We start from the raw sequence: 23,363 nt of genomic DNA, 5'->3' as shown, positions 1-23,363 counted from the left end.
CCGAGGAAGCATCGCGCCGCTGCACACCCTGACGGGCGGCCGGACCGTCCCTATTTCTGGGTGACCAATTCCTTGTCGAGGTGGGAGACGTCATTCATGGTCGTGAGGGTGACGGTTGAATCCCGAAGAACAAAGGACGTGACGTTCGTATTGAAAAGGGTATGGACCACCTGGAGCATCTTCGCGTCGGTCAGCTCGAGGGCCTTTCCGATATAGATGCCGATGGGGTTGCCCGATGTGAAGACGGCAACGCGCGATCCATCACCGCAGCGTACCAGGTCCCGGTGCGTATCGAGCACCCGCGAGCGATATTCTTCCCAGGACATGCCCCCGTAAGAGGCACAGGTTCCCTCCATCCAGGCGTTCATGACCATTTTCATCAGCCGGTCGAAGAGGAGTATCTTATCGGCGGCGTTCACCTGCAGGGCCTTCCTGGTCCGTTCCATCAGCTCGGTGAAACGCCCGTTTTCCTTCGCGAGGAGCGGTATGAGTTCTTCCAGGATATTGAGGGAATCGATCTCATTGAACCGCTCATCGGACATGACCGGAGGAAACACCAGCCCGGCCCTGCGATAATGGTCCGCCACGATCGATGCCGTCTGGCGGTGCCGATCCTGGGTACCCGAATAGACATGATCAAGCGGCACCTTCCGCGCCGCCCAGAATTTTCCCAGCATTTCCGCCTGTCGGGCCCCAAGCTCCGACAGGCGGTCGTACCGGCCCCCGTCAAGCGTTCCCTGGCCGTGACGGACAAAATGAACCGTGCTCACCCGCTTCCTCCACTGCACTCGCCGCCCGTACCGAAACGCGGCGCTCGGTTTGTTCGATCAACGTGATCCTTCACCTTACTCCGTTTTGAAAATGGTGAACTTCGGCCACTTCCCCAGGGCGACGGACAATTCTTCATGATCACTCGCATATTCCTCAACAGGGATCCCCTTCATGACGGCGTCGATCGCCTGCCGGAAGGCCCGCGCGCCCGCGACCGGTCCCTGCGGATGACCGTGAATACCCCCGCCGGCCCCGATAATGAAATTGATCCCGTGCTCCCGCACCGCTTCGGGCACGTTTGCCGGGGTCAGGCCGCCGCCGGGCATGGGCATGGTCGGCTTGAGGGCGCCGAAGGGATAGGTGAGACAGCGCGCGACCGTCGAATAGCGTTCGTGAAGGTAGGTCGCCTTGCCGCCGAGAGCAAAGGGAAAGGCGATGATATCCGCCCCGGCGAGGCGCGGTATCTTTCCCATCATGATCGGCGAAGAAACCCCGTTAAAGGGCGACATGAAGTAGGCGCCCGCCACATCCTGGTGGGCCAGGATGGGAACGTTGATGTCGGGATCTTCCGCCAGCGCCCGCATCGCTTCCGGCCCCACGGCAATGTAATTCACCATGAGACAGTTCCCGCCGGCCTCGATGACGCGCTTTGCCGTTTCCAGCATGTGCGGAAGCCGCCCCGTCACATTGACGGCATAGAGCGTGTGCTCGCCCGTTTCCTCGAAGACCTTCCGTTCCTTTTCCATGTATGCCGTGACCCGGTCGACGGCATGATTGAACGCCATGTCCGCGATCAGCTCGTCATCCTTGATGACATCGGCGCCGCCCAGGGCCGCCTGGTAGAACAGTTCCGCACCGACCTCCACGGAATATCCCGTGCAGGGCTTTATCATGTTGTTCAGCAGGGGCCTGGAGCCGAGCTCGACGTTCAGAAGTTCGTACACGCCCTCTATGCCGAATTTCGGTCCCTGGTATCCGTCAAGGATGACCTTTGGTATTCTCAGTTCCAGCAGCTTCAGTTTTTTCGCGAGACTGATGTTCCCCACGCAGGTCGTCATCAGCATGGGAAGCTGATTCTCGATGTTGACCGCCGGAAAGGCTATCTGGATTATGTACTGCCGTTCGGTAATTTCCGGTTCTATGCTGTGCTCGTAATAGGGAGCCTCATAGACGCCAATCACCTTGGCCAGGTGATTTCTTCGCAGCTCCGGCGTCTCACCGGGCATCGGTTCAAAGGTCCCCGTGGACTGCTCGATTGACAGTATGGGTGCCATCTGGTCAAGGTTCCAGTCTGCCGGCCACGCCGAGTAGTAGGTGGCGATGACGTGGTTCTCCATGTCGATGCCTTCGGGAAGGGCCCGCGGCTCGCTTTCATAATCCCCTATCATTGATGTCCTCCTTTATTCCTGTTTTTGTTCTATCTTTTCGGTCTCTTCTTATAAATCTCTGTTACGCCTGCCCCGAACTTTTCTGACAGGCTTAACAGTTCGGCTTCAACACCTGAGAAAATGCGGATCTGTTACTTTCAAATCCCGGATCACGAATCACGATCCATCAGCTACCCGGTAAAACCGAGAAAGGCCTCCCGATAGGCATCGATCTCCGGAAGTTCCCGCCACGCGATTTCCTGGGTCTCTATTTCAAAGAGGTGGCCCAGGGCATCGGGCGACGTGTTCTCCAGGGCGCATTTGCCCAGGATCGCGGCGCCGAAGGACGTCGCCTCGTCAAGGTTCGTCAGAAACAATCTCGACCGGGGATTCATGGCCGAGAGCAGCGCCAGATAGGAATCGTTCTTTCTGAACCCTCCTTCGATGAAGATCTCCATCCCCTCCGTCAGTCCCACCCGCTCCATGGCGACCTGCGTCTCAATAGCGATCGAAATGTTGAGAACCGCGTAGGCCTGTTCGAAATCCCCGAAGAAGGCCGGCTGTTTCACGCCCGCGATCACCTCGTCAAAGGTATGGACGATGTCGTTCTCGATGATGCGGGCCTCCGAGTCAGGGAACATGCCGCCCCCCGTCACCCCGCCGGGAATGATAAAGAGCTTCCGGTCCGACAGAACACCGCGGTAGAGGTCCTCACGGAAAGCCGGGAAGGGCGTGCCGCCATGAACGCCGGCCAGGATCCCCGTATAAATGTCGAATTCCATGCCGCCCAGAAAGAGGGCCGTCTTGACGGGATGTGAGAAGGCATCCAGATTGTAAAAGACAAATTTCCCTAGTTCTTCATCGCTGAAGTACACCCGCTCCGCCGGATGCATCTCGACGCAGAAGGTCCCCGTTGAATTGAGAACAAAGGGACGATCCTTCTTGGTGATCAGATAGGGTAGGAGCGCCGAGTTTGAATCGTGAATTCCCACGGTCACCCGGACATTCTCGCTGAGACCCGTTTTCCGGGCCACGGCGGGGCTCAGCCTTCCCAGCACATCCCAGGGACGCGCGATCCTCGCGGGCAGGACATCCCTGATCCCCAGGGCATCAACCACGGGAGACCACTCCATGGCATCGAAATTCCAGAGGAAGGTGGTACATCCCAGATAGGTATGTTCAACGGCCTTTTCCCCCGTCAGCACATAGCCGAAATACTGGGGCAGGTTCAGGATGGCTCTGGTCTTTTGAAATTCTTCCTTGAAATGCTCCTTAGCGAAGTATATCCCCTTTCCGAGGCAGCCTAGTCCGGGATAATCGGGCGTCGCCGTCTCGCGTTGCAGTGTGCGGGCGTCTCCGCAGACGTGCAAAAACCTCCTGTGGAACTCTTCACCGGGATCGTAGGTATATGACACGACCGGCAGTGTTATGTTACCCTCTTCATCAAGACACACGAATGCTCCTCCGTGCGACGTGACCGATATCGCCCCGATGTCATGCCGCCGGCCCATCACGCCGAGGGTTTCCTGAAACCAGTCGGCAATGGCGGTCACACCCTCGCACTGGATGCCGTCAACATCATGATCCTGAAAGGTTTCGTAGCTTGAGTCGATAACAGTAAGCGAATCGTCATAGATCAGCAGTTTCTGATTGGTCTTTCCCACATCAAGGACGGCGATACACGAACCGGTGCCCCTTCCCGTCACGTTCATGGTATTTCCTCCTTTTATGCGTGTGCCGAAGAGAGTACCACTCATCGCCCCGTCATGCAACGATGAAACGACTCATGGGAAATCGCGATCGACAGGCTTTGACAAACGGGAACAACTGTGGCACATAGCGGTCGTCGGACCATTCACTGGAACTGAATGACACAAGGAGGGACGATGAACGACAGGCCCAGCGACCGGTCTCACGATATGGAGAAGATGTTTTCACGGTTCGCCGCCGCGTACATCGCCGACAGGGACCTCCGCGGGAGTGTGGAGTTCCCCTTCTCTGTCTGGAAGGCGATGGGCGAAGAGGGTCTTCTCGGTCTCTCGGTCCCGGAGCGATTCGGGGGCATGGGAGGTTCCTTGCAGGCTGTTTCGCGTGCCGGGGAAGCCCTGGTCCGGGAGGGACACAATCTCGGGATCGCCGTATCCTGGCTGATACATCAGATAACGGCGGGGAGCATCATCGCCCGCGTTGCCGACGAGGGGAAGAAGGAACTGCTACTCCCCGGCCTCGCCCGGGGCGGCGCCACGGCCTGTCTGGCGGTCTCGGAACCGGGAACCGGCGCACACCCGAAACATCTGAAAACGAAGGCTCGACGGCATAAAGAAGGCTTCGTAATAACCGGTGAGAAAACCTACCTGACGAACGGGCCCATCGCCGATCTTTTCATCATCATCGCCGTCACAGCCGTGGAGGGCGGAAAAAACCGATGCACGGCATTCCTCGTTCCCCGGGAAACACCGGGACTCTCGCCGACACCCCCTCTTGATCTACCCTTCCTGCGCCCGTCACCACACGGCGGTATCATACTCGATGACTGCCCGGTTACCGCCGACGCCGTCCTGGGACCTGCAGGTACCGCCTACGAGGACATGGTCGTTCCTCTCAGGGAGTATGAAGACATTCTCACCATGGGGCCGGTCCTGGGCGCCATGGAATACCAATTGAAACTCCTCGCGGGGGTATTGGCAATAGAGGCGGCGGATATGGACAGGGCGAAGGGACCGCTCGGCGAATTGCGATATTACATTGATTCCCTCAGGATCCTCGCGCGGGAGGCAGCGCGGCTGCTCGACGGGTGGAGGAACGCCGGAGAACGGCTCTCACTCACGCTTTTCTTCAGGACGGCGGCCCGGACGTTCCAGGAACGGATAGCAGCATTCAGGAACGAGTTTCCCCGTTCGGACAGCGCGGAACTGCGGGACATGGCGGAGGACCTTAACGCCCTTCTCGCTGTCGCAGGGCGGGCGGCGGAAACAAAAGGGCGGAAGCTCGGTGAATCAGTTCTTGCCGGGGTCGACCGGGAAAGCCCGTGACAGGTTCTCTCGAAAGAGCTCACCCCGGGGACCGGCCCGGCTGAGCATTTCAGGAAATTTCCCATTGACGAACGGGGTGTCCTGTGCAAGCTTTTATGCATGCAGATCGACGACTTTGCAAAAACCCGGGGGCTTCGTTGCGAAGCCTTTATACCCCTGACACTCTTGCGAGTTTGTAACTGCAAAAAGGCGCCGGATCATGAATGAAGAACTGGTCGCACAGGCACGAATGATCTCCGAAAATATCGCCCGCTCCCTCCATGTCCCCCGTTTTTACCGGGAGAAAGCCGATGATGTTGAACGGTCCCTGCGGTCCTTTGAAACGCACCCCCTGGTCAGGGCCGGTGAGAAGATCGTACTTGACCGTATCGGGTCTTACGGACACGGCATCTCCCATGCGCGGAAAGTCGCCGTCGACGCCGGGGCGATCATTCTCATCGAAGCCCCGGCCATTTCACCACCTGTGAACGTCGAGCGTCTCCTCTGCCTGTCACATCTGTCGGGTCTCTTTCACGACATCAAGCGATCGGAACCTTCCCATGCCCAGGCGGGAGCGGAGGAAACCGACAGGCTTCTGAAAGACTTCGATATCACCGGATCGGAGCGGAAGGCCATAACGGCCGCCATTGAAAAACACGAAGCCTTTCAGCCTTACAGCCGTCCCGAGGAACCTGCCGCGCAGCTCCTGTCCGGCGCCCTGTACGACGCCGATAAATTCCGGTGGGGTCCCGATAATTTCACCGAAATGATATGGGATATCGTAACTCCCCTGAACATTCCCATGGAAAAACTGCTGGAGCACTTTCTTCCCGGATTGAAGGGAATAGAAAAGATCAGGGGCACCTTCAGAACGGCCACGGGAAAGGAGTACGGTCCTGATTTCATTGACCTGGGGCTGAGCATCGGTATCCGGCTTTACGAAGAACTGGCTTCGCAAACATTCTATTCCTCTCCGTCCCCTCCATGATTCCCGCCATGCTCATCCGCATGCCGGGAACGGGTGGGATGCTTTTTCAGCCGCCGATGCTATGGCTCAAAGTGGGGACTGGGAAGGTCCTTCACCGTGACGAGTCCGGGACGGGAATTGATAACGGCCGGTATGGAATTTACCAGTATGGCCGCCGTGGCCTTGTCGCCGGCGATACCCCCGTCGATATGGAGATTCACCGGCGGTGTGCCGTCGATATATACGGCATCGTGCGGGTCCTCGGCCCCGATATACATCCTCAGATCGAGAGTGATCACCGCTTCGCCGCCTCTCATGCCCAGGGCGACATTTTTTATGCCCGCAATGTCTCCGGGCTGCAATTCAAAATAATCGGTCTTTACGGCCTTTTCCGTCATGACGGGATCGATGGTCTCCCTGATCTCATCAAGCTCCATGTTCGTGTGAAAGGCGACAAGTCGCAGTGATTCCGTCAGCCCTACATGACCCATTGCCTTTTCCTGCACCTTGGCCCGGAAGACCTCCGGAGTCATGCCCGCACCGACCTTCTTCTGCAGGGGATAGCGGCGGGTTGCCGCGTCCACAATACGCTCCACGCGGATAATTTTAACATCCTGACAGGCCCCGGTCATGAAAAGGGGAAGGGCGTCCATGACGAAACCGGGGTTCACGCCCGTCGCCAGGATCGTTGCACCGCGATTCGTAGCCATTTCATTGAGCTGGTCAGCAAGACCGACATTTTCTTCCGAGGGAAAGAGCAGTTCTTCCGCAGAGGAAACGATGTTCTTTCCTGTTTCAATGATTTCCACGAGCTGTGGAAAAATATTTTTGATCCGTGAGCCGGCCGTATGGATCACCACGTCGGCCGGCACCCGTGACAGCAGATTGCTCGCGTTGTCGGTCACGATGACCCCCGAAGGCTCGCCGGTACCGAGCAGGTCGGCCAGGTCCCTGCCGACCATGTCCTTGGATATGTCCACGGCACCGACGATTTCCATGGATTCCTTCGTCAGAACATACCGCGCCGTTTCAATGCCGATGGGTCCCAGGCCGTAATGGATAACCCGTATCTTTCTGTTTTTCATGGTATCTGTACTCCTTTAGTTCTTTTTCTTTCTGCGCCTCTGCAGGAGATAGACGAGCGCAAGCATACAGAAGCCGGCAATATTGAGGTTGGGTGCGTTTGAAAAGAGGCAGATCGTCGCGATACCGGTTATGAGTCGTTCCGGTCTCGTCGATTTATCCCTGAAATACCCGATGATCGTTGCGCCCAGGGCGATAACACCGAGAACCAGCGTACCGACGATAAATGCGAAGTGCGTGAAGTCAAAGGGTGCCGATGGATCGAGCAGGCGGGGAAGCCACAGGATGATGGGTGAGTAGACGAAGGCAAACGGTACATAGACCTTCGCCAGGGAAAGGCTGAAGGCCGTAAAGCCGGTCCGGAACGGATCACCACCAGAGATACCCGATGCCGCGTAAGCCGCCAGGGCGACCGGCGGTGTCACGTCGGCGAGAACGGCGTAAAAAAGAACGAACATGTGGGACACGAGGGGGTGTATTCCCCATTCCAGAAGAGCCGGTGCCGCGATCATCGAGGCGATGATGTACTGGGCCGTCGTGGGGATACCCATACCCAGGATAAAGCAGGAGATGGCCGTGAACACGAGGGTAAAGAACAGGGTCGTCCCCTGAAGGGTGATGAGATGCAGGATATCGATACTGTTGATAAAGATGGCCACCCCGCGGGCAAGTTCAATGACGGCCGCGGCGAATTTCAATCCCAGCCCCGTCAGGGTGGTCGCACCGACGATGAACCCCACGCAGGCACAGGCCGCGCCGATGGCGAGGGCGTTCTTTGTTCCCAGTTCCAATGTGTTGAGAATGTCGGGAATTTTCATCCTGCTGTCGCTGTAAAAGACACCGGCGCCGATGACCGCCATATTCGCCCAGAAGGCACAGAGCGACGCTTCGATCCCGCACAGGAGCAGCACGCTCAGGAGCGCCGTCGCAAGCACACCCAGCAACCAGGTCATGAGGTCTGTTTTTCGGAAAAGATACAGGAACCCGGAAAGGCCGAGCCCCGCCCATATGACCATGACCAGCGGTGAATAATGGAAGGGGTCCAGGCGCACAAGAACGGAGGGGACGGACAGCAGGACCGGGATCAGAAATGGCACGGTTCGTCGATGGATCTGCCCGACGGCAACGGAATAGATAATGCCCCAGAAGGCGGCAAGGAAGGGACTGCTCCCCGAAATAAGCAGAAAAACGATCACCAGGAGCGGCATGACCAGGAGCCCCCGTTCTTTCAGGACCTCGCTGACCCGCGGCAGGGCCTCCTTGGGAAGACCCATCAACCCCTGCTTCAGGGCCTCGAAATGCACCATGGTTCCAACGGCGAAAAAATGCAGGAATGAGGGAATAATGGCGGCGGCGGCAATCTTGATATATGGTATTGACAGGAACTCGGCCATGATGAAGGCGGCCGCTCCCATGATCGGCGGCATCAACTGTCCTCCCGTGGAGGCCGCTGCTTCCACGGCGCCGGCAAAGCGGGGGGCGTACCCGACGCGCTTCATGAGGGGAATGGTAAAGGCACCCGTCGTGACCGTATTGGCGATCGAACTTCCGTTTATGGAACCGAGAAAACCACTGGAGATGACGGAAACCTTGGCAGGCCCTCCGACGGTTCCGCCGGCGAGGGCCATGGCGAGATCGATAAAAAGCTGGCCCAGTCCCGTCTTTGATATGAAGATGCCGAAGAGGACAAAGTGAAACACGAAGGTGGCGACCACGCCGAGGGGAATGCCGAAGATACCCTCGGTACCGAGATACATGTGTTCGATGATGCGGTCAATTGAGTATCCCCGGTGGGCGAAAAAGGAAAGTCCCGGAACATCGAGAAAATAGGGCCCCAGATAACAGTTGATGAGAACGATTATGGCAATGATCGGCAGGGGAGGACCGATGCTGCGGCGCGCCCCCTCAAGCACCAGGAGTATGGCGAATCCCCCCACGATCAGATCGGTCGGAAGGGGGAGTCCGGCACGAAAAACAAGACTGTTGAACTCGAGAAATATGTAGAGTGAAACGGCGCAGGCCAGCAGGGCATAGACGGCATCGAAATAGGGCAGGTGATCCGGATCATACCGTAATTTCCCCCGTCGGATAATGGCATAGAAAGACCGTGCCCATTGCGTGAAGAAAAGCAGGGTGATGGTCACAAAGATACCAAAGAGAAGAACGCTCCAGAAGAGAAGTGTCGGATTCGGGTCCCGGAACACCTCCGAGAAATGAATGAAGTGTGCCGACAGGTATCCACCATAGACAAGGGCAGCTCCCATGCCGGTGAAAATAACGAAATCCAGGTAGACGAACAGATGGTGTTTCAGAAAGACACGTCTCTTGAAATAGAATATGAAGAAAAAAACCAGGCATCCCATGAGAGTTGTGGTGAAGGGATTCAGATCCAGGACCTCGCGAAAGATGGACGCAAAGAGGGCACTTCCGAAAATACCGTACAGAATATCATAGACGAGATGTTTCCCCGTATCCGTCCCCTCCTTCCTGATCGAATAGTAAAAGAAGACCAGGGGAAGGACGAAAGCGAGGTGGAAGGCCCGGTGCCGCCATTCCTGCAGGACCCCGAATCCGGCGGTATAGATATGAAATATGGACAGGATCAGCGTCATCACAAAGGCAAGCCGCATGGCAAAACCGGAGAGCTGGCGAAAGCGGAATTCAGGATCGTATTTCGCTATCTGCTGTATCTCGTCGTCTGTGTCCGGTTGAGGCATCACCTTTTTTTCAGTATCCATAACGCTCGATTCCTTTTGCAAACACATAGATTCCCGCCCGCAGGCGGGCATAGGCGGCAAGTGACATTTTTTTAACCGCTATCGACAACAGGGCATTCCCCGCCAGGGCGGGAAGTTCGATCGGGCGATCACCTTCGATCTCAAGCGTATTACCGTATTTTTCGTCGACCCACAATGAAAGGGCGGGTTCGACCCTGTTCATGTGAGCGATGCGAAAGCACCCCTCTTCGACATGGAAGGTTTCTCCTTCCGCCAGCGATACGGGAAGTCCCGTATTGCAGGAAGAGAAGGTCGTTTCGCGGAGCACAAAACGAAGTTCTTCGTCTATCGTAAAGTAATCCCGAACAGGGCAGAACTCAACGGAGTGGGTATAGCCCACGCAGACGGCGTCTCCCGGAGATACGAGCCGGGCAAACACCGTTTTCCCCGTTTTTTCCGCCCGTATTTCAAGAACGGACACGGGTATGAAGGAGACGGCGGCAAAGGCGACAAGAACAAGGAGGACAACCCCCTTCATGATACAAACTGGGCACCGAAGGGCTCGGTGCCCAGTTTTCTCTGTATGCATGGAGCTTCCCGCTGCTACTTGATCAGGCCTTTTTCCTTGTAATACTTCATTGCTCCGGGGTGCAGCGGAATTGCCACACCGTCAAGAGCGGTGGCCAGTGTAACGTCCTTGCCCTTGGCATGGGCGGCGGCCATCAGTTCCGCGCCGCTCGGTGCATCGGCGGCATCAGTACCGGCCTTGCGGAGCACGAATTTCCCCGGTTCCCAGAGGGCCCGGGTCAGGTCGTACACGATGGATTCCGGCACCTGCGCATCGACAACCCACTGGGCCATGGTTGTAATTGCCGGCGTGTCGACATCAACACCCTTGTACGTTCCGGCCGGGATCACAACCTTGGCATAGAAGGGGAACATCTTAACCAGCTTCGCTATGGTGGCATCATCCAGGGGTACCATAACGATGTCTGACGTCGTGGCCAGCTCGGTGATGGCTGCCGTCGGCCAGCCGGCCGTGATGAACGCCACGTCGGCCTGTTTGTCTTTCAGACGCTGCGATGCTCCGGTGAAACTGAGCCAGTCGACATTCGAGAAATCTTCATAGGCCAGCCCGACACCCTTGAGCACGTTCAGGCAGTCGACTTCCGTGCCGCTTCCTCTGTCACCGGGCACCAGCCTCGTACCCTTGATGTCCATTATGTCTTTTATGCCCGCGTCGGCCCGGGCGACGATCTGGATCGTTTCAGGATAGAGCGACGCGATCGCCCGGAGATTCTTGACGGGGTTCCCGTCGAACTGGGCTGTTCCCGTAAAGGCTGCAAAGGCGACATTGTTCTGTACGAAAGCGGATTCGACCTGGTGCTCCCGTATCAGGTTACAGTTCGCCACGGACGCATTTCCCGACTGGGCGGTAATGATGATATCAGGGACCTTGTTTGACAATGCCTGGGCCAGGACCCCCCCGAGCGGGTAGTAGGTTCCACCGGTTCCACCGGTCACAATGGCGAAGAACTGTTTCTTCGCCGCAAAGGAGGGACCGGCAAAAACCATCGACATTGCTACGATCGCCACTATAATGAGTACTGCATACCTCCTTTTTCCCATACCTCTTCTCTCCTTTCTTTTGAAGATATTCTCAACACCGACAGCGTTTTCAAATCGACCCGTTGAATCACGCCCCGCACAGTCGCAGGGTTGAAACTAAGATATTTCCGATAAATTGTCAATGCCTTTGTAACTGCTGAACAATTTGTCATTCCTGTTTTTCATCCACGGCCCACGGCCGTTTCAGCGGGGCCATCCCCGCAATCCCAGCCGGAGACAAAGGAGCGCCATCCCGGTCAGAACAACCGAGACAACGGCGATGGCATCGATGCCGCCAAGGAGCCAGACGGGCCCTCCAGAGAGGGCGCCGAAAATCCTCCCCAGACCCGCGGCCCCCACATATCCGGACATCATGGTGGCCCGGGCGCCGGGCAGGACCTCCGTGGACAGAGAGAGGGCCGTTACGATGGCAAATTCAACGGTCAGGAACACAACAAAAAGCGAGACCAGCGCCATCGGCAGGGTCCCTCCCATGGAGGGAAGGACGCCATAGCTGATACCCGAAAGGACAAGCCCGATCGTGGCGGATCGTCTCAGGCCAAGCCGGTCCGACAGGGTTGCCGTGATGCCCTCACCGAGCAGCTCCCCCACACCGATGACCATGGCCGTCACCCCCAGGGTCACGATGCTCAGCCCGAAGGCGCTCTCAAGCCAGGCGCCGTAAACGACAAAGAAATTATCATTGGCGGCGCTGACGAAAAAGGCGAATCCCATAAGTCCCAGGGCCGCTCGTTCTCCGCCGAGCATTCGCCATGCCTGCCACACCGTCAGAGGTGGACCGGATCGACCGCGGCCGGTGGGATCACGGGGAATGAGCCGGGCGATCAGCACCATGCCCACCAGAGACAGGCTCCCCAGGGCAAAAAAGGGAGAGCGCCATCCTTCCGCCTCCATGAGGAACCCGATCAAGGGAATGCCGATCAGGGTGCTTCCCGCCCAGGACGTTTCCATGATCCCGATAACGGCTCCCCGGCGATGGAAGGGAACCCGGGTTCCCGCATAGGCCTGAATGGCGGGGTCGAAAATGTTCTTGCCGAGACCCGCCATGAACAATGAGAGCACGACGATACCATAGAGGGGGAGGATCCCGCCCGCAAGCATTCCCACCGCAAGGATCCCCATTCCGGCGACGAGCATGCGTCGATAGCCCCATCGATCAGCCAGGGGACCGAAGAGAGGCCCCATGATCCCCGTCGCCTGATTGACGGCGATGAGGGAGGTGATCGCCGTAAGGGGGACCCCCAACCCCCGGCTCAGGACAGGTGCGAAGGGATAGAGGAACCGGCGCGCCGTGTTCAGAAGGATGCGGCATGCAACGGCGGCGGCGATCCCGGCGATCAGGTCCGGACCGCCGCCGGGTGACGCGGCCTCTCTTTTTTGTTCAACCATAACAGGGATTTCCAATGGAACGGGGAGCCAGGTTTCGAAACCGCCTTCTTCGAGGCGGCTCAGAGGTCGTATTGGTCCTGATTGTCGAGACAGGACGAAAAGTTACCCGGGCATACACCCGAACAACCGTCACCAGTTACCCTTTCACGTGTTCATGACGTTCATGAAGGCTTCAAGTTTTCCCTTCTCACTGAGGACTGCCATCCCCATTTCCTCCATCGTCCCCGGAATATCGGGCTGCCTGCTTCTTCTCACAAGACTGATCGCCTCCGTGGGGCAGGTCGACACGCAAAGCCCGCAGCCGATGCAGCGTTCACCATCGACCAGCGCCGTCTCTTCTTCGATGACCGCAGCGCCCACCGGGCATCGTTCGTCGGAACAGATACCGCAGCCGTTGCATTTTTCCGGGTCAACGAGCGCCTGGAACCCGCTGCGTCCGATGGCATTGGGGAGATCGAGTTCCGTCAGTCCCCGAAGGAGGGTGCAGCAGCAGGAACAACAGTTACAGATAAAACCGGCCCGGTCGGCGCTGTTGTTGCTGGTATGGACCAGCCCCGCCCGCTCGGACCGATCGAGGACCTTGAGGGCTTTCGCTCTGGTGATCTTTCTGGCGTATCCCTTTTCCACAAGGAACCGCGCCGGTGCCCCGAAGATCAGGCAGGTGTCCCTTGGAGCATCGCATTTGCCGACACTGACACGGCAGGCGCACTGGGCCAGAGCGATATAATCGGCCTTCTCGATAAGCACCGCCACCTCTTCATAGGGATGGACCTGAATTTCCGTATCCAGGGCCTTTTCGACGGGAATGACCCGGGCAAGCGGCGTCGCGCTCCCGGCAAAGGCCTTTCCGAGGGCTTCACGGTGATAGTCGTGCCAGAGTTCGCCGAGACGCTCAAGGGTTTCCGTTCCGCCACCCCGCATGAAAGGAAATTCGAACAGGCCGGGAATGGTGGGGATGAGTCCGTATTCTTTCCGCCCGTCTTTCTCGCGACTGAAGATAATCACTTTTTCAGCCATCGACTCAAGCAGCGCCTCCGCTTCATCCAACGGTATCTCCGCTTTAGCGGCAATGGAATCGGTGGACCGGGGCGAAAAGTTCATGGAGAGGGCCAGCGCGGCCTCATCGGGAGTGAAAAGGATCCTCAGGATCTCGTCGAAATGCTTGGATTTGGGGGCACTGGAAGGATGAGAATCAAGGAGTATCTGAAGCCGCTCGTATACACTCATTGTTCCGCCCTTTCCGCCCGGATCGGAATACCGGTCGACGACCCGCTGCCCGGCATTGCATCTCTTTCGAGGCGGTTACCAAAAATCATACACCCCGGTGGCAGAGACGTGAAAACTATCCCGCCGCTCCCGGTGAAGGTGCCGCGTCATCCGCAGACAGGGCCGGCGGGGTGATCCGTTCCGCCAACCAGTTTATCCACGTACCGAACCCTTCTCCCGTTTTACAGGATATTTCAAATATCTCCATGGTGGGATTCAGATTGAACACCCGTTCGCGCAACACCCGAATGTCGAATGCTTCTTCATACTTGAGATAATCTATCTTGTTCACCAGGAGTACCTGGGAAATTGTGAACATCAGGGGGTATTTCAGCGGTTTGTCATCACCCTCGGGAACGCTGAGGATCATGACGTTCAGCCGGGCGCCTGTATCGAACTCCGCCGGACAGACCAGGTTTCCCACATTCTCAATAATGATCAGGTCGAGGTCGTCGAGCGGCATGGCATCCAGGGCCTTGCCGACCATGGCGGCATCAAGGTGGCAGAACCCCCCCGTTCTGAGCTGCACCGCCGGCACCCCTTCCGCCATGACCGTCTGGGCATCCACCGTCGAATCTATATCTCCCTCGATGACACCGATCCGGAAGGTATCCTTCAGCGCCCGGATCGTCCGCACGACAAGACTCGTTTTCCCCGCCCCCGGAGAAGACATCAGGTTCAGCAGGAACACCCCCTTTCGGGAAAGACTCTCCCGCAACTCGTCCGCAGCGGCCGTGTTATCGGCCATGATCTCTTCCTTGACCTCGATGAGCCGTACTTCTTCCATCATATCACCGCGATATTTTTAATAAAAAACTCTCTTCCCGAGACGAGACGATGCTTCTCCCCTCCGCATTCCGGGCATATCACCTTTTGTATCGTCCGTATATCCACCTGAAAGGTGGCACCACAGGCATTACAGGTGAATTTCACGGGGGCCCTCTCAATGTCGAGCTTTGCCCCTTCCGCGATCGTCCCCTTGCTCAGGTAGTCGAAGTATTTCTGGATCCACTCGTCAACGAGATCGCTCATTTCACCGATCCGCAGACCGACGCCGACGATCTTCTTTACCTTATGAGCTTCACCGTGTTTCAGGACGATGTCCAGGATACTTTCCGTTACCGGCAGTTCATGCATTATTCATTGAAAATACAGTAATTTGTTGCGACACGTTATCAGAAGAACGCCGGAAAATCTACATTTTTATGCAGTATGCACCTGCGGCCGGCAATGGTCCCGATTCATTGTTCCCGGGCATCCCATTTCCCTTCCCGGCGCAACTGTTCAATGACCGGTTCGGCGATCTTCTTCAATTCCAGTTTGTCCACCTTGGTGCTGCGGGTCAGGGGAAACATTTCTCCCGGCTGCCATATCTCCACATGCTGTGGCCGCTTGTAGGCGGCTATCCCGGAGCAATGCTCCATCACCGTCTCGGGAGATAGTTGAGCCCCTGGCTTTGGCCGAACAAAGGCAAAAATGCCCTCGTCGAACAACCGGTGCTCCATGCCGATGACCTCAACGGCATCGACCCCTTCAAGTTCCGCGATATACGCTTCCACCTCATCGGGGAAGACATTGTACCCTTTTTGTTTAATGACGAACTTTCGCCTCCCGGCAAGATACAGGGCCCGGTAGGAACCCATATCCTTGAAATAGCCCAGGTCCCCCGTATACAGGATCCCTTCGCGGGATATGACCTTTGCCGTTTCTTCCGGCTGATCGTAGTACCCCGGGAACACGATGGGCGGATGATAGCAGATCTCTCCGATCTCTCCGTCGGGCAGTTCCAGCCCCGCAGTCCCGTCCACGTTCATGGGGGCGCGGACCGACACTTCCGCCAGGTCCGGGAACGAACGCCCCACCTGTCCCGCCATCTCCTCGATGGAGATCCCTTGGGGAGTGAAAGTCGCAAATCCCGCGTTTTCCGTCATACCGATACCGGTACCGAATTTGGGCGCCATGGAGGACAGTTTTTTCAAAAATCCGACATCAACGGCGGAACCCGCATAGATAACAAATTTCAGACTGCTCAGGTCATAGCGCTCATAATCGGGATGAGCCCAGAGCATCCGGTACTGGGTGGGGATCTGGCCGAAAGCGTTCACCCGGTGCTTTTCGATGGCCTCCAGGGTATGCTTCACATCGAATATTCTCAGAAGAACCGCCGTGCCGCCGACGAACATGGTTGTCATGAACCCTTCCGTAACACAGCCCACATGGCTGGGCGGCAGGTTGATCAGTATCCGGGCATCATCTTCCATCTCCGCTCCCCGGGCCAGTATCTCATTCTGAACGATAATGTTCTCATGGCTGAGAAGCGCCGGTTTCGGCTCGCCGGTGGTTCCCGTTGTATAAATGATGAGGGCCGGTGTCTTCGGCGTGATCTCACGCGCGGCCACCTGGAGACGGTGTGTCAGAAGTTCTTTCAGCATCAGATAGACGATCCGTTTTTTATCCATCATTTCCGTGATACCGAAGGCACCGTCCATAATGTCGCCCGGTTTCGGGTCAGGGGTGACCTGAACAAGATGTCTCACATCCGGGCAGGCATCCCGCACCGCCCTGCCGGCATCCCGGAAGTCACGGACAGGCGTATTCCCCAGGAAGAAAAAGGCCTTGGGACGGATCTTCTTCAGGTCGCGGACCACCTCATCATCCTTGAGACGGACATCGAGAGGCGCGAGAATGGCCCCGATCTTGAAACAGGCATACATGAGCATGACATGTTCGGGGATCAGGACGAGAAGGGTGGCAACCCGATCACCTTTTTCGATCCCCATGTCGAGGAGTCGCAGGGCGAAATAATCAATGAATTTGAGGAATTTGCTGTAAGTGAAGGACCTTCCGTCCTCGTGCTGGATCATGGCCGCTCGATGAGGCGTCTCGCGGGCCCAGTGCTCTATATAGGAGTTCAGCAACGGGAGTCTCACATATTCACGTGCCATACCTTCCCTCCTTTTCCTTGGATGGACAGGGCTCCTGTGACGCAGGGAGCCTCTGTCACGATCAGCCCCTTCTCCGGCCGGATTCCGCCTGTGATCTCACTCAATCCGTCAGAGATGCGTACCCCCCGCTGATCGCCTGCCGGCAATCCTGATCGAGAACGGCAAAGAACAATTCCGTCGCCCCTTGCGTCCTTTTTCGTTCCAGGAGCCGGACAATGATATCGGTGCCGGGTAATACCATTCCGGTAAACCGGCACGACAGGGACCGCAGGCGCCGCGGGTCTCCCCCGGCCTCGCGCCGGATGATCTCACGGACCGCCAAGGCAAGGGTCGCCGTCCCCTGCACGATGATGCCCGGCAACCCCACCTGTCGGGCAAATTTCCTTGAGGTGTGGATGGGAAAGAAGATCCGTGAACAACCATCGTAAAGGAAGGGAAAGAGGGCATGAACGTGAACCGTTTCCTCCCAGCAGGGTTCACCGCTGATCCCGTCACAGCGCGGGACCGCGGGAAGGTCCTCCCGGCCACGCTCGCCGTCGATGCAGCGAACGCCCCGCAGCATGGCCCCGATATGTTCCGTAAAGATGCGTTCACCGGCTTCATCAAGACCGTCGAATCGTATCACCACATGAGTTCCCGCCCGGTGGGGCAGGATGGCCGCTATGTTCCCCCTGATGGTCAGGGCAACACCCGGTGCCAGGGGCCGGTAGAAATGCAGGTGCTCCGTATAGTGGACCTGGGTTGCAAGCAGTTCAACGGGAAAATTTTCCGCCTCGATAAATTCCCAGATCTTCTCGGAAACGGGCCAGGTAAGGGCGACGGCATAGAGCGGGGGCGCCAGGACCCCCTCGGGCCGCTCATCATTGAAGTAGCAGGGATTGTCATCGTCGAGGGCGGCGGCGTAGTTCATGGTATCACGCCAGTCGATGACGGTATGAAAGTCCCGCAGGGAAGTACCTGTCCAGGAGGCGCTTATCTCCATGAAATCACTCCATGCGACCGATCGGTTGGAAAACTTTATTTTAATATCATAGGATACAGCAGAGCACAACGGCTCTTTCCTCCACCGGTATGTCACGGGGGTTTACGGTGCCCTCGTTACAAAACTCAGGGGTCTGGGATCGGGAGGGATTTTCGTATGTAAAATCCCCCTTAATCCCCCTTTGCAAAGGGGGAAATGAAGGAACTTTTACTTTCACAGGTTTCACGATGTTCACTCTGTCACTTTGTCGTTTTGTCGCTTTGCCACTGCCTGTCACGTTTCGAGCCGGCAAAGCGGGAATCCGGGCAATTTTAATTTGACAATCGCTGAAAAGGATATATCTTAGCTCATATTTGATAGAATGCGCACCGTGGAGGTTAGCGATGAAAGAACAGGTACAGAAAGAAATCGAAAACATCAGGCCGCACCTGCAGGCTGACGGCGGTGATGTCGAATTGATAGACGTTACAGAAGACGGAACCGTAAAGGTAAAACTTCAGGGGGCCTGCAGAGGATGTCCCATGTCGCAGATGACGCTGAAGATGGGTATCGAGCGACGGCTGAAAAGCATTATTCCCACGGTCAAGGAAGTCGTGTCAGTTTGACGTTCGGCATTCCCGAATACCCTTCGGCTGAAAGAACTCTCATACCAGCGCACGCCCGGCGGGCAGTTCAGGAACCGTTCCTCGGGGGCTCTCCATTCCTATCGACGTAATTGCGAAGGAAGCTGATCAAGCAACCCAACCTCGAGCACACCCCACAGACCGACAATGATTGCTTCCGCCGCATCGTGGCGGAGCGAAGTGGGTCTTTTTGTCCCCGACCACGCAATGATCCGCCGTGCCATGACCTCGGCATGTGTTTTCGCAAGCACGCGGGACCTCTGCTCACGGGGGAGGAGAAACCGTTCCCGCCATATTTCGGCCGGCACCGTCAGGAATGATACGTTCCTCCGTTGCGCCTCGCGTTCCCAGATGCCGGCAAGGTCACCGCCACCCTCAACGATGACCCATTCAAGATCGGGTACATCCGACAGGACTCGCGACACACCTTTCCGAAGACGCTGGACGGACCCGAAATTGTGTGAGCGGTACCAGCGCAGCCGTCCGTCACCGCCATAGAGGGCGAGCCCGGCCCGCACACCCAGATCAACGGCAAGCAGCGATCCCATGAATAGCCCTTCTCGATAGGTGAATGGTGCTCCTATTGTACACCGGCAATCGTCAAAATACGAATCTCCTTTCAGGACCTTCACCACGTTCCTTTTCGATTGCATGACAGCGGCCGGTCTGAGATGGTATGAGATACTGAACCCGGGGGATCACTCGTGACATGAGAGTCATGACCTTCAATATCCGGTTCGAGAACGACCAGGACGACGCGAACGCGTGGGTGCACCGCCGGGACATGATCGTCGATCTCATCGTGCGGCACCGGCCCGACATACTGGGAACCCAGGAAGGAAAACGGCATCAGCTCATCTATCTTCGGGACCGGCTGCCCGGCTATGTTCTGCACGCACCGGGACGGATGATGGATGAACGGTCACAGTATCCCACGCTTTTCATCAGGCGGGACACCCTTGAGCGGGTCGGCGGCGAGGAATTCTGGCTGTCGAAGACACCTCATACGTCCCTCAGCATGAACTGGGACAGCGCGTTCCCCCGGATGTTCAGCGCGGCACAGCTCATCAGCGGAGAAGAGCCGCACTGTCTCTGGGCGGCGGTCACACACCTGGACCACATGGGTCCCGTCGCCCGGCTCCGGCAAGGTGCCATCATCGCACGATGGGCATCACAGAGAACGGCGCCGGTGATCATCATGGGCGACTTCAACGACGGCCCCGGTTCCGCCGTTCACGAAGTGCTCACAGCCCCTGAGACAGGTATGGCCGACAGCTGGATATGTCACGGCGGGACCGAGGGTCCCGCGAGCTATACCCATCATGGTTTTCAGGGAACACCCCGTATCACCCGCATGGACTGGATCCTGACAAGCTCCCGTTTCCGTGTGACCAACACCCGTATTGTCAGGGACAACATCAACGGACGCTACCCCTCGGATCATTTCCCATATATGATCGACATTGAACGGCGAAGGGACTGACGGGCCGCCCGGAACCGGACCGCGCCGCCGGAAATGTTAAAAATCATTGACATCATCGGCAATTTTATACACAGTACAGGAATAAATAAATAATTTCGGGGAATAAAGGGAATGACCCAACGCATTCCATGGATCCTTTTCGACCGGGAGGACCATGAACTCCTGGTGATCGTCAATGAAGTCATCAACAGAGACGAGTCGAGAAAGAACATAAAAAATCTGCTCAATCCCTATCTGCATCCCCACGGCATCAAGGAAATGGCCGCATCGAGAGAGTTGCGCATCGCCTACGCTGTCATTCACCTGTTGAATTCGCTGGAGGTCGGCGAAGCAAAGGACCGGCTGAACGCATTGCGCTCGCTGCGCGATGAGGTTCTTTTCAGCGCGAACAGTCATCTTCGAAAGAACACGGCCCGCGTTCTCATTCAGATCATGAAAAAACTGGTCCGTTCCCGGGGTGATTACCGCAATCGCCTTGAACTTGCTCATGATTTCCGCATGGCCGCGTCGGGTAAGCCGAGAATAATCCGTGACCAACTGCGGAAACACCACCTTCTGGAAATGTCCGAGGAATGGAATCAGATCGCAACGGACGACCATGTTCACGACGTGAACACCAAGGGGAGAAAATCCCCGACACATCTCATTATGGACGCCTGGATCAAGGGAATCAGGCGGCTGAAGGTCATCTATTACAATTACGTCAGAACCGACGTGGCGCTGGAATTGCTGGAGGCTGCCGAAATAATGGACATCCGGGTCCGCATCGGCGTTGAACTGTCGGCCCGGTTCCGTAACCGTTACGTGCAGTTGATCTGGGCCCCCCGGGGATTGCTGAGTCCCCAGGATTTCGTCCGTTTTCTTGAAGAACCCGAGGTGCAGGCATTTATGGAGGAGGGACGCCGGGTATCACACTACAAGCAGCGGTACGTCTTTTCGATCCTGAACGAATTCAACAGAAAACATCGCCTGGTACTATGTAAAACCTACGGACTCGACATCCCGCCGCTCGATGAGACCGACTTTCTCACATTCGTCGGGGCAGGCCAGGTGTCCATCCTTCACCTGGCCGAGTTCATCCACGCGAAACTGCTTCCGCTCATGCGTGCGCGGACGGAAGAGCTGAGGGATGGGTACGCCCATCTGGACCAGGAGGAACGGACCGGGGTCAGCGCCCTCGTGGAAGAGATGAACACCCTTGATTCCGAAACCATCGTTGAGCGCTATCTGAGGCTATCACAGAATCCGGAAGTGGAAGACTTCTCCGTTCCGCGGAACGACCCGGATGTGCCCGAGCTCCTCAAGCTCTCACCGCAGGATATCATAGAAAGGGTGGACCATCTTCATGCCGGTTACAGCATCACCCTCGGGCTGAGCGACCTCAGCATAGAGGATGTTCTGGAACTCCTCTATGACTGTCGGGGCATGATAACCCACCTGGAAAACTTCAACCTGAAAGACTACGTGGTGGGGAAGAATCCCCACTATGGTTTCATCAATACCCTGCAGCGGGCGATAAACGACAACGACGTGATCGCCCTGAAACGGATAATCCGCGACATCCTGGAGCGGCTGGAAACATCGAATCATCTCGATCGAGAAGACAGGATCGCAAAACTGACCGCTATCCTGCGAGATATCGAATCATTTCAATCCTTTTACAGTGGGACGCTTCTCAAGAGTCGTGTCGGAAGCGATTCCACCGGACGCTCGCACCACCTGTACGGCATGGGGATGGTTATCAAGGACACGTTGCCCCACCGGGCCCAGAGAGAAATAAAACAATCGCCTCCGACATCACGCTTGAACGTGCCCGTCAACACGAGGGTATGCCTGAGAGTACATTACATCCCCAGGTTACAGCGAAGTATGTTCCTTGATACCCTGTACCGGTATGTAAGTTCTCTGCCGGGATTACGGTTTGTGGGAAAGAAACGGCGTGAGGACTGGGAAATCATGCCTTACTCGACGGTGATCGGTGGCACGGGGAACGTGATAACCCTCGGCGGGATCGACATGGAACGGACCAATCAGCTCCATCTCACCCCTCCTGAAAGCGGAAACCGGAACCCGGGTCTTTCATGGGACTATCTGAACAGCGGTTTGAAGAACTGGATCAAGGTCATTACCGGATTCGTGCCGGCGTTTCTCACGTTCTATCTGACCAAGGACTGGTGGCTTCTTGCATACTTTGGCGCCTTCATATGGTTCGGCATCACGGGGATGCGCAACATCCTGCAATCCGTCCTGGGAGGCGGCGGGCTCCGGCGGTCACCTCTTTTGCGATGGAATGATTATGTAAGCTGGGATCGATTGAGCGATTCGCTCCTCTTTACGGGATTTTCCGTTCCGCTCCTCGACTACATCATAAAGACCCTGCTCCTCGACCGTATCTTCGGCATAACCGTCGCTACCGGTCCCGTTGTGCTTTACACGGTGATGGCCGTCACCAACGGTATGTACATATCGGCACATAACGCGTTTCGAGGACTGCCGAGAGGGGCCGTTTTCGGCAACTTCTTCAGGACGATCCTTTCCATCCCGCTCGCAGTTCTTTTCAATATGGCCCTGGGCGGCATTCTCTCGGGTTTCGGTATCGCGGCAGTTGACAGCGTACTTCAGAAATGGGCGGCCATCATTTCCAAAGGCGCCTCCGACTGCGTTGCCGGTATCATAGAAGGCCTTGCGGACCGCTATCAGAACATCCGGACGCGGCTGCGCGACTATCGCAGTAAACTGGGACAGCTTTTCGACACCTACTCGCGGCTGGAGATCATATTCCCTGAATCGGATGTCCTGGAAATGTTCGAATTTCCCGACAGGCTCATTGATCGGGTCAAGGAACGAACGGGAGACCTTGACAAGATCATTATTATAAATTCCCTGGACCTTCTTTACTTCTGGATGTATCAGCCGCGCGCCCGGGTCGCCCTGCAGATGATCTTTAAGGACATGTCCCCCGAGGAGCACCGGATATTCCTCGGCACCCAGGCGGTCCTGGAGCAGGATCGCGAGGTCAGTCAGCTGTTCGTCGATGGTATCGTGGGCAGGAACTTCTCCCGGGCCCTCTCATTCTATCTCGACAGATCGAGACACTACCTGGACACAATGAAGCAGTTGCTCGCATAGA

General features: G+C 56.8%; 19 protein-coding genes. 5 read left to right on the top strand and 14 right to left on the bottom strand.

Translation table 11 applies throughout. From position 1 onward, the window contains the following. Positions 1–50: 50 nt before the first annotated feature. From JXO48_05700 to JXO48_05690, 3 genes are all read right to left on the bottom strand, one after another. Positions 51–770, bottom strand: coding sequence for a histidine phosphatase family protein (locus JXO48_05700; GenBank protein MBN2283365.1), 720 nt, complete (start codon positions 768–770; stop codon positions 51–53). Positions 771–845: 75 nt separating this feature from the next. After that, complete coding sequence (locus JXO48_05695) at positions 846–2,159, bottom strand: ribulose 1,5-bisphosphate carboxylase (GenBank protein ID MBN2283364.1); 1,314 nt, start codon at positions 2,157–2,159, stop codon at positions 846–848. 170 nt (positions 2,160–2,329) lie between these two features. Continuing rightward, complete coding sequence (locus tag JXO48_05690) at positions 2,330–3,850, bottom strand: carbohydrate kinase (protein MBN2283363.1); 1,521 nt, start codon at positions 3,848–3,850, stop codon at positions 2,330–2,332. 174 nt (positions 3,851–4,024) lie between these two features. Here JXO48_05690 and JXO48_05685 point away from each other — a divergent pair, with 174 nt between their 5' ends. Both JXO48_05685 and JXO48_05680 read left to right on the top strand, forming a co-directional pair. Continuing rightward, positions 4,025–5,170 (top strand): acyl-CoA/acyl-ACP dehydrogenase, encoded by a 1,146-nt coding sequence (locus JXO48_05685; protein MBN2283362.1) that lies wholly within the window; start codon positions 4,025–4,027, stop codon positions 5,168–5,170. 199 nt (positions 5,171–5,369) lie between these two features. Next, positions 5,370–6,137, top strand: a complete 768-nt coding sequence (locus tag JXO48_05680; GenBank protein MBN2283361.1) for a hypothetical protein — start codon at positions 5,370–5,372, stop codon at positions 6,135–6,137. A gap of 59 nt (positions 6,138–6,196) precedes the next feature. On the opposite strand, the gene JXO48_05675 is transcribed toward JXO48_05680, so the two are convergent. The 10 genes from JXO48_05675 to JXO48_05630 form a co-directional block, all read right to left on the bottom strand. Then, entirely contained in the window at positions 6,197–7,201 is a 1,005-nt protein-coding gene (locus JXO48_05675) for a dihydrodipicolinate reductase (protein ID MBN2283360.1), read from the bottom strand. Between the two features lie 15 nt (positions 7,202–7,216). Beyond that, a complete protein-coding gene (locus JXO48_05670) occupies positions 7,217–9,937 on the bottom strand; it encodes a TRAP transporter permease (protein ID MBN2283359.1) in 2,721 nt (906 codons plus the stop codon). After that, the gene (locus JXO48_05665) at positions 9,927–10,454 is read right to left on the bottom strand and encodes a DUF1850 domain-containing protein (GenBank protein MBN2283358.1); all 528 of its coding nucleotides are present in this window, start codon (positions 10,452–10,454) and stop codon (positions 9,927–9,929) included. Before JXO48_05665 ends, JXO48_05670 begins: the two co-directional genes overlap by 11 nt. A gap of 65 nt (positions 10,455–10,519) precedes the next feature. Further along, positions 10,520–11,545, bottom strand: a complete 1,026-nt coding sequence (locus tag JXO48_05660; GenBank protein ID MBN2283357.1) for a TAXI family TRAP transporter solute-binding subunit — start codon at positions 11,543–11,545, stop codon at positions 10,520–10,522. 183 nt (positions 11,546–11,728) lie between these two features. Continuing rightward, complete coding sequence (locus tag JXO48_05655; GenBank protein ID MBN2283356.1) at positions 11,729–12,934, bottom strand: MFS transporter; 1,206 nt, start codon at positions 12,932–12,934, stop codon at positions 11,729–11,731. 144 nt (positions 12,935–13,078) lie between these two features. Next, the gene (locus JXO48_05650; protein MBN2283355.1) at positions 13,079–14,161 is read right to left on the bottom strand and encodes a 4Fe-4S binding protein; all 1,083 of its coding nucleotides are present in this window, start codon (positions 14,159–14,161) and stop codon (positions 13,079–13,081) included. Between the two features lie 115 nt (positions 14,162–14,276). After that, the gene (hypB, locus tag JXO48_05645; GenBank protein MBN2283354.1) at positions 14,277–14,987 is read right to left on the bottom strand and encodes a hydrogenase nickel incorporation protein HypB; all 711 of its coding nucleotides are present in this window, start codon (positions 14,985–14,987) and stop codon (positions 14,277–14,279) included. Then, the gene (gene hypA, locus JXO48_05640) at positions 14,987–15,337 is read right to left on the bottom strand and encodes a hydrogenase maturation nickel metallochaperone HypA (protein MBN2283353.1); all 351 of its coding nucleotides are present in this window, start codon (positions 15,335–15,337) and stop codon (positions 14,987–14,989) included. Before hypA ends, hypB begins: the two co-directional genes overlap by 1 nt. A 104-nt stretch (positions 15,338–15,441) precedes the next feature. Further along, positions 15,442–17,145: an acyl--CoA ligase gene (locus JXO48_05635; GenBank protein MBN2283352.1), complete on the bottom strand. Its 1,704-nt coding sequence runs from the start codon at positions 17,143–17,145 to the stop codon at positions 15,442–15,444. Positions 17,146–17,245: 100 nt separating this feature from the next. Continuing rightward, complete coding sequence (locus tag JXO48_05630; protein MBN2283351.1) at positions 17,246–18,127, bottom strand: MaoC family dehydratase N-terminal domain-containing protein; 882 nt, start codon at positions 18,125–18,127, stop codon at positions 17,246–17,248. Between the two features lie 383 nt (positions 18,128–18,510). On the opposite strand from JXO48_05630, the gene JXO48_05625 reads away from it, so the two are divergent. Continuing rightward, positions 18,511–18,732: a NifU family protein gene (locus tag JXO48_05625; GenBank protein ID MBN2283350.1), complete on the top strand. Its 222-nt coding sequence runs from the start codon at positions 18,511–18,513 to the stop codon at positions 18,730–18,732. A gap of 98 nt (positions 18,733–18,830) precedes the next feature. Here the strand turns inward: JXO48_05625 and JXO48_05620 are convergent, their stop codons facing one another. Further along, positions 18,831–19,298, bottom strand: a complete 468-nt coding sequence (locus JXO48_05620; protein MBN2283349.1) for a hypothetical protein — start codon at positions 19,296–19,298, stop codon at positions 18,831–18,833. A gap of 161 nt (positions 19,299–19,459) precedes the next feature. Between JXO48_05620 and JXO48_05615 the strand changes: the two genes are divergently transcribed. Next, positions 19,460–20,233, top strand: coding sequence for an endonuclease/exonuclease/phosphatase family protein (locus JXO48_05615; protein MBN2283348.1), 774 nt, complete (start codon positions 19,460–19,462; stop codon positions 20,231–20,233). Between the two features lie 111 nt (positions 20,234–20,344). After that, a complete protein-coding gene (locus JXO48_05610; protein MBN2283347.1) occupies positions 20,345–23,362 on the top strand; it encodes a hypothetical protein in 3,018 nt (1,005 codons plus the stop codon). Position 23,363 lies beyond the last annotated feature (1 nt).

The organism is Deltaproteobacteria bacterium, assembly GCA_016933965.1.
Lineage (GTDB): Bacteria > Desulfobacterota > Syntrophia > Syntrophales > UBA2210 > JAFGTS01.
The sequence above is the reverse complement of the archived record's forward strand: the minus strand, read 5'-3'. Positions and strand labels throughout refer to the sequence as shown.

Coding starts and splice junctions, on each gene's coding strand:
- JXO48_05695 (MBN2283364.1), bottom strand. CDS start 2,159: ATGATAGGGGATTATGAAAGCGAGCCGCGGGCCCTTCCCGAAGGCATC.
- JXO48_05690 (MBN2283363.1), bottom strand. CDS start 3,850: ATGAACGTGACGGGAAGGGGCACCGGTTCGTGTATCGCCGTCCTTGAT.
- JXO48_05685 (MBN2283362.1), top strand. CDS start 4,025: ATGAACGACAGGCCCAGCGACCGGTCTCACGATATGGAGAAGATGTTT.
- JXO48_05680 (MBN2283361.1), top strand. CDS start 5,370: ATGAATGAAGAACTGGTCGCACAGGCACGAATGATCTCCGAAAATATC.
- JXO48_05675 (MBN2283360.1), bottom strand. CDS start 7,201: ATGAAAAACAGAAAGATACGGGTTATCCATTACGGCCTGGGACCCATC.
- JXO48_05670 (MBN2283359.1), bottom strand. CDS start 9,937: ATGGATACTGAAAAAAAGGTGATGCCTCAACCGGACACAGACGACGAG.
- JXO48_05665 (MBN2283358.1), bottom strand. CDS start 10,454: ATGAAGGGGGTTGTCCTCCTTGTTCTTGTCGCCTTTGCCGCCGTCTCC.
- JXO48_05660 (MBN2283357.1), bottom strand. CDS start 11,545: ATGGGAAAAAGGAGGTATGCAGTACTCATTATAGTGGCGATCGTAGCA.
- JXO48_05655 (MBN2283356.1), bottom strand. CDS start 12,934: ATGGTTGAACAAAAAAGAGAGGCCGCGTCACCCGGCGGCGGTCCGGAC.
- JXO48_05650 (MBN2283355.1), bottom strand. CDS start 14,161: ATGAGTGTATACGAGCGGCTTCAGATACTCCTTGATTCTCATCCTTCC.
- hypB (MBN2283354.1), bottom strand. CDS start 14,987: ATGGAAGAAGTACGGCTCATCGAGGTCAAGGAAGAGATCATGGCCGAT.
- hypA (MBN2283353.1), bottom strand. CDS start 15,337: ATGCATGAACTGCCGGTAACGGAAAGTATCCTGGACATCGTCCTGAAA.
- JXO48_05635 (MBN2283352.1), bottom strand. CDS start 17,145: ATGGCACGTGAATATGTGAGACTCCCGTTGCTGAACTCCTATATAGAG.
- JXO48_05630 (MBN2283351.1), bottom strand. CDS start 18,127: ATGGAGATAAGCGCCTCCTGGACAGGTACTTCCCTGCGGGACTTTCAT.
- JXO48_05625 (MBN2283350.1), top strand. CDS start 18,511: ATGAAAGAACAGGTACAGAAAGAAATCGAAAACATCAGGCCGCACCTG.
- JXO48_05620 (MBN2283349.1), bottom strand. CDS start 19,298: ATGGGATCGCTGCTTGCCGTTGATCTGGGTGTGCGGGCCGGGCTCGCC.
- JXO48_05615 (MBN2283348.1), top strand. CDS start 19,460: ATGAGAGTCATGACCTTCAATATCCGGTTCGAGAACGACCAGGACGAC.
- JXO48_05610 (MBN2283347.1), top strand. CDS start 20,345: ATGACCCAACGCATTCCATGGATCCTTTTCGACCGGGAGGACCATGAA.